At 58.9% G+C, this 6,292-nt stretch carries 6 protein-coding genes; 2 read left to right on the plus strand and 4 right to left on the minus strand.

All coding sequences use genetic code 11. The features are described 5' to 3' along the window. Together J7G73_RS12005 and J7G73_RS12010 are read left to right on the plus strand one after the other, a co-directional pair. The coding region (locus tag J7G73_RS12005) for a COG1361 S-layer family protein (RefSeq protein ID WP_367113997.1) at nt 1-987 on the plus strand (987 nt) is incomplete at its 5' end. After that, nucleotides 974-2,446, plus strand: coding sequence for an ABC transporter permease (locus tag J7G73_RS12010; RefSeq protein WP_162613329.1), 1,473 nt, complete (start codon nt 974-976; stop codon nt 2,444-2,446). The genes J7G73_RS12005 and J7G73_RS12010, both read left to right, overlap by 14 nt. An 88-nt stretch (nt 2,447-2,534) precedes the next feature. Here J7G73_RS12010 and J7G73_RS12015 read toward each other — a convergent pair whose 3' ends face one another. The 4 genes from J7G73_RS12015 to J7G73_RS12030 form a co-directional block, all read right to left on the minus strand. Beyond that, nucleotides 2,535-4,127 (minus strand): potassium/proton antiporter, encoded by a 1,593-nt coding sequence (locus tag J7G73_RS12015; RefSeq protein ID WP_291246423.1) that lies wholly within the window; start codon nt 4,125-4,127, stop codon nt 2,535-2,537. 149 nt (nt 4,128-4,276) lie between these two features. Further along, a complete protein-coding gene (locus J7G73_RS12020; protein ID WP_291246424.1) occupies nt 4,277-4,834 on the minus strand; it encodes a DJ-1 family glyoxalase III in 558 nt (185 codons plus the stop codon). Nucleotides 4,835-4,889: 55 nt separating this feature from the next. Further along, on the minus strand, nt 4,890-5,603 hold the full coding sequence (tsaA, locus tag J7G73_RS12025; protein ID WP_291246425.1) for a tRNA (N6-threonylcarbamoyladenosine(37)-N6)-methyltransferase TrmO: 714 nt from the start codon (nt 5,601-5,603) through the stop codon (nt 4,890-4,892). Between the two features lie 207 nt (nt 5,604-5,810). After that, nucleotides 5,811-6,292, minus strand: a 482-nt coding sequence (locus J7G73_RS12030; RefSeq protein WP_291246426.1) for a hypothetical protein, incomplete at its 5' end; no start/stop codon positions are given.

A 6,292-nucleotide genomic window follows, 5' to 3' on the forward strand; every position in this document is an offset into this window, starting at 1 on the left:
ACCAATCTGCGCGGTGTACTTACGGGTACCCAACTTATTGCCCAGTGTCTGGACGTGAACCCCAACCCGCCGGGGCCCACCCCCCCTCCCGCGCCCGTTACCACCGAGAAACCGGAATATGACTACCCGAAGATCCTGGTCAAGGACTTCTCCTTCGGCGGCAACAGCGTGGAAGCCGGCAAGGAGTTCACCCTGGAGCTGACCCTCTTCACCACCAGTGGCAACGCCAACCTGCAGGACGTGATGGTGGGCCTGAACTTCGGCGAGCTGAAGGGTGTTTCTCTGGCCAGCGGCAGCATGAATACTTATGTGGGCGAGATGGCTCCCAACACCACCAAGACCATCAGCTATAAGATGATGACCGATGCCACCATTGAGCCGGGCGCCATCAGCATCAATGTGAACCTGAGCAGCAAGAACGGCGAGGCTGCCACCTCTCCCATCTCCATTCCGGTGACCCAGCCCGAGCGGTTCGACATCACCAACATGGAAGCCCCCGAAACCATCATGATGGGCGAGGAGGGTTACCTGTCCGTCACCTTCGTGAACAAGGGCAAAAGCGCCATCAACAACCTTTCCGCCGAGATCCAGGGTGAGAACCTGGCCAACCCTGGCCAGAGCCAGTTCCTGGGCAACATCGCTGCCGGCACCGAGAACTCGGTGGACTTCAGCGTTATGGCTGCGGCCGAGGGCACCATCAACGGTAAGGTCATTCTGAGCTATGAGGATGCCAAGGGCGAAGTGAAGACCCTGGAGAAGGAGTTCTCCTGCACTGTGGAGTCCATGCCGGACATGAGCATCGATCCTATGGACCCGGGTATGATGGACCCCACCATGACCGAAACCGCTCCCGGCATGCCCATCTGGGGCTGGGCGCTCATCGTGGTGGGCGTTGTGGCTGTGGTCGTTGTGGTCGTAGTCGTGATCAAGAAGAAGCAGAAAGCAAAGAAACTGGCTCAGTTGGAGGATGAAGATGAAGATATCTGATCTGCTGCGTCTCAGCACGGATAATCTTCGCCGCCGCAAAGGCCGCACCGCACTGACGGTGATCGGCGTGGTGGTGGGCACCTTTTCCATCATCGTAATGATCAGCCTGGGCATTGCCAGCAATGCCCAGAACGAAGCCATGCTGCAAAGCTGGGGTGATCTGACCCAGATCACCATCAACAACTACCAGTGGGGCGCGGCCAGCGGTGATGTGCCGGTGCTGGACGATAAAATGCTGGATCAGCTGCGCAGCTATGAGCATGTGGTGGCAGTGACCCCCATGTATCGGGACAATAACCTGAACGCCCAGGTCTACGCAGGCAAAAATGACCGTTACGAGGCCTATGTCTGGGAAATGTACGGCGTGGACATGGACGCTTTGCAGGCCATGGATTATAAGCTGATCAGCGGCAGCTTTGTGGCCAGCGATACCAATCTGGGCAAAAAGAAGATCCCGGTGCTGATCGGCGAGCATTTTGCCTATGAATTCCAAGATACCCGCAAGAGCTATAACAGCGGTAAGCGTCAGCGCTATTGGGGCGAAACCGACGCGCTGGGAAACCCGGTGGAGCCCTTCTTCGATGTACAGAAGGAAAAGCTTACCCTGCGCCTGATGGCTTACGATAAAAACGGAAACGAAAAGACCGAGGACTATCAGCTGGTGGTTATGGGCGTGTTCCAGCAGGATGACGCCAAGCAGTATTTCACCAATGCCGGTGTTGTCATGCGGGTGTCGGATATGCAGATGCTCAGCAAGGCCTACCAGAAGCTTTCCGGCAACAAGGGCAACAGCGGCGGCGTGATGATTTCCTCTGCCGGCGGCCGGCCAATCCAGCAGAAGGATAACGGTTATGAAAACGTCTATGTGAAGGTAGACGATGTAGACAATGTGGCTGAGGTGGAGGAGAAAATTCAGGATTTGGGATATGAGACTTCTTCGATGACCCAGATTCGCGAGGAGATGCAGGCCAGCGTAGCCAAGAGCCAGATGATTTTGGGCGGCACCGCAGCTGTGGCATTGCTGGTGGCGGCGCTGAACATCGCCAACACCATGATGATGTCCATCTATGAGCGCACCAAGGAAATTGGCGTGATGAAGGTGCTGGGCTGCGAGGTGCGCAAGATCCGCAACATGTTCCTGGTGGAGGCTGGTGCCATCGGCCTGCTGGGCGGCGTGATCGGTGTGGCGCTCAGCTACGCGGCCAGCGCAGTGCTGAACAATCTGACCACGATTGCGGCCCTGTTTGGCGGCAAGATCGATCTGAGCGGCCTGATGGGCAGCTTTGGCGGCGGCTACTATTATGGCATGGACGGCGGCAGCGCTGCCATCTCCATGATCCCGCCCTGGCTGGTGCTGCTGGGTCTGGGCTTCTCCACCCTGGTGGGTGTGCTCAGCGGCCTGTGGCCCGCCATCCGCGCCACCAAGATCAGCGCGCTGGAAGCCATCCGGCACGAGTGATTTTTTTAAAAGCGCAGAATACAAAACAAAAAGCTTCGGAGTGCCCAGGCACTCCGAAGCTTTTTTATGTCCTTAGGGAAAATGCAGATCAGTAGCGGGCCACTACCAGGGTGTCGCCCGCCTGTACGCCGGTGTCACCGGTGGGGATGATGGTCTGGCCATCCCGCTGCACCATTACCACAAGCGTGCCGGGGGCAGGAGGTGCGTCCCGCAATTGCTTGCCGCACAGCTTGTGAGAGGCGTCGATGCTTACCTCCTGCAGGGTCAGGTTTGCCCGGTTCTCAAATTCCCGGGCGGCAATGACCAGAAGATCGCCCGCCAGCATCCGGGTGGAGCCGCTGGGCACCAGAACACCCTCGTCCCGGCGGATGATCAGACTGACCAGGAAGTCCGGCGGGGTCACGATCTCCCGCAGCAGCTTGCCCGCCCAGGGATGGCCTTCGTCCAAGTGAAGCTTGATGAAGCAGATGTCGTTTTCCTCCTGGTAGTCGTTGAAGGTGCGGCGCACGTCCGCGTTGTCGTCGATCATGGAAACGTGGTGGGCCATGTGGGGCAGCAGGGTGCCCTGAATGCCCATGGAGAGCAGCACGATGCAGAATACCAGATCAAACAGGTCGTAGGTGAGCGGCGCGTTGTGCAGCACCGCGTAGATGGCGAACACGATGGAGGCTGCACCGCGCAGGCCCGCCCAGGAGACAAGCGCGATCTGCCCGGCCTTGGGCCGGAAGGGGGCCAGCAGTGCCGCCACTGCCACCGGCCGCCCCACCAGGGTGAGAAAGGCCAGGATGCACAGCGCAGGCACAAAGACCCGGGGCAGCTGGGCCGGGGTGACCAGAAGACCCAGCAGAAAGAAGATCATCATCTGGGTGATGCCGGTGACCGCGTCAAAAAAACGCACCAGATCCCGCTTCTGGGCAATGGGCGCGTTGCCCATCAAAATGCCGCACAGATACACGCTCAGGTAACCGTTGCCGCCCAGCATGGAGGGCAGTGCATAGGCGATGAGGGCCGCGGCAAACACGAATATGGTGTCGCCCTGGGCCATGGTGGCATGGGTACGTCGCAGCAGAAAAGCGGCCGCAAAGCCGATGCACACGCCGAACAGGATGCCGAACACCAGCTGCTTTGCCAGCACCAGCGGCACTGAGATGTCGCCGCCGGTCATCAGGGTCACCAGCACCACCGTGAGCATGTAGGACATGGGGTCGTTGGAGCCGGATTCCAGCTCCAGCAGGCTGGCCGTGTTGAATTTCAGGTTCAGGCTGCGGGAGCGCAGGATGTTGAACACAGAGGCCGCATCGGTGGAGGCGATCACCGAGCCGATGAGCAGGCTCTCCAGCCAGGAAAGCCGCAGCACCAGATGGATGAACGAGCCGGTAAGCCCGGCGGTGAGCAGCACCCCCAGGGTGGACAGCAGCACCGACTGCACCGCCACCGGCCGGGCGGCTCTCCAGTTGGTGCCGAAGCCGCCGTAATACATGATGAAGATCAGACACACCGAGCAGACGGTTTCAGCCAGGGAATAGTCGTTGAATCGGATGCGAAACAACCCGTTCTCTCCGAACAGCATACCCAGGCCGATGAATACCAATAGAGTGGGGATGGGCAGCTTTTCAGTAAAGCGATGAGCCAGGATGCAGGCCAGGATTACCACCCCGGTCAGCAGAAGAATTCCGTTCAAGGGCATACCTCCTTTTCAGATGCAGGAAACAAAGCCGGCGCCATGAAATAATTTATGCACAGGCGGGGGGGAAGAGCCGCGAAAAACAGGCCAAGTGAAGAAAAAGCGCGGGTCGTGTGGCTGGCCCGCGCAAAAGCCGTATGCTGTAATCAGAAGCCATAGGGGTAGCCGATGGCCTGACGCACCGCTTCGGCGGCATCCGCGCCGCAGAGCCGCCGCACCAGCGCCAGAGAGAAGGGGATAGACGCGCCCAGGCCCCAGCCGGTGATGATGTCGCCGTCCTCCACCACAGGCTCCTTGACCACGGTGGCCCCGGCCAGCTGATCGGTGAAGGAGGGATAGGCGGTGGCCTTCTTGCCCTCCAGCAGGCCGAAGGCAGCCAGCGCGCTGGGAGCGGCACAGATGGCGGCCACCAGCTTGCCGGCGGCGGCTGCCTGCTGGCAGACGGCCTTCACAAATTCGTTTTCCTTCAGATTAATGGTGCCGGGCATGCCGCCGGGCAGTACGATCAGATCAAAGCCGTCCGCCTGGATGTCCGCCGCAATCGCATCGGTGTCCATGCGCACATTGTGGCTGGAAAGAATCTCCGGCTTCTGGTTCACCGATGCGGTGACCACCTCTACCCCCGCACGGCGCAGAATGTCCACCGTGAGCAGGGCCTCACATTCCTCGGTTCCATTTGCCATAAATACACAGGCACGTTTCATTGCAAAAACCTCACTTTCCCGGGCCCGGAATCCGGGCCTGATGCTTTTTGTATGGTCAGCGGCTGGCGGGCTGCCCGTCTCTGGCCGGGGCGACCCGGCAGACGGTGAGCACACCATCGCTTACGGTGAATTTGACTTCCAGCCCGGCGAAGGTCAGGCCGTAGACCCGGTCCGGGTCATCCTGATAGGAGGGGCGGGGGTCCTGCGCCAGCACGCCCTGCAGGGCGCTGCGCTTGGCCTCAGGCACCCGGTCCAGCCATTGCTGGGGGAAGACCACCTCCAGGTGATAATCCCGCACCGGACCCGCGAAGCCGCTCAGTGCCTCAGGATGGCAGTCCGCCGTGGGCAGATAGGGCTTGATGTCAAAGATGGGGGTGCCGTCCAGCAGGTCCGCACCCAGCACATGGATCACCGGACCCAGCTCCGGGTGAAGCTCCACCCGGTCCAGCTTCACGCAGGAAAGGCCGATGGCATTGGGCCGGAAGGGGGAGCGGGTGGCGAATACGCCCATCCGGGTGTTGCCGCCCAGCCGAGGCGGGCGCACCGTGGGCGACCAGGTCTGGCGCACCGCCTGAGAGAACTGCCAGATGAGCCACAGGTGAGAAAAGTCCTCCAGGCCGCGCAGGGCATTGGGGTCCCGGTATTCCGGCTCGAACACGATCACGGCCTGCAGGCTTTCCACCAGGCCGCTCTGGCGGGGAATACCGAATTTGCTGGTAAAATCACTGTGAATGCGGGCAATCACCCGCATGGGAATGGTCGCGCTCATAAAAGGTCCTTTCGGGCGTTAAGGATTTGAAGCAGTCCGGGCAGCTGCACAACAGATGTTCCGAGACTTTACTGCCTTATTATATCACAAAAAAGAAGGGTGGTGCTTTTCCAATAGTGACCGAAAATAAAAATGCGTTTTCAAGGAAGGTGTATTCCACCAAAGCTGTTGCTTGCTCTTTGTTGACTGCCTTGGATGCAGGGGGCCTTACGCATCCTCTGGCTGTGACAGCGAAAGAGCTGAAAATACTTTGCTGACTCGATAGGTGCTGTCTGCGAGTCTTGCGGTTTTATCCCAGCGGTCCGACAAAGGGAAATAAATACCATCTTTAGCCTTTTCACCAAAATTCCACTGGCCGTTTTCATCCTGATTGGCAGTGAGCCAGTCTATGACAAAGGCCAGCTTATCCTTTGCCCGGCCATATCGGCTCAATACCTCTATCGCGGCCAGATAGCGGCTTGCTGACCGAGAAGCAAAGACGATTGGCGGTTTATTCAGAGGTTTATCGTAAATGTAAAACATTCCATCAGGCTTTGACAGATAATAGTCCAAAAGGAAGTCTTCAGTTTTTGGTGACAGCACTCCGGAGAGCAGTGCGGCATGGTAGAACATCCCAAACCCTGTTTCAAATTCACTTTTGGGTTTTCGGCCTCGCCATTCTGTAAAGGCTGCAATATCGTTATCTCGGT

It is taken from the genome of Allofournierella sp., assembly GCF_017889395.1.
Lineage (GTDB): Bacteria > Bacillota > Clostridia > Oscillospirales > Ruminococcaceae > Allofournierella.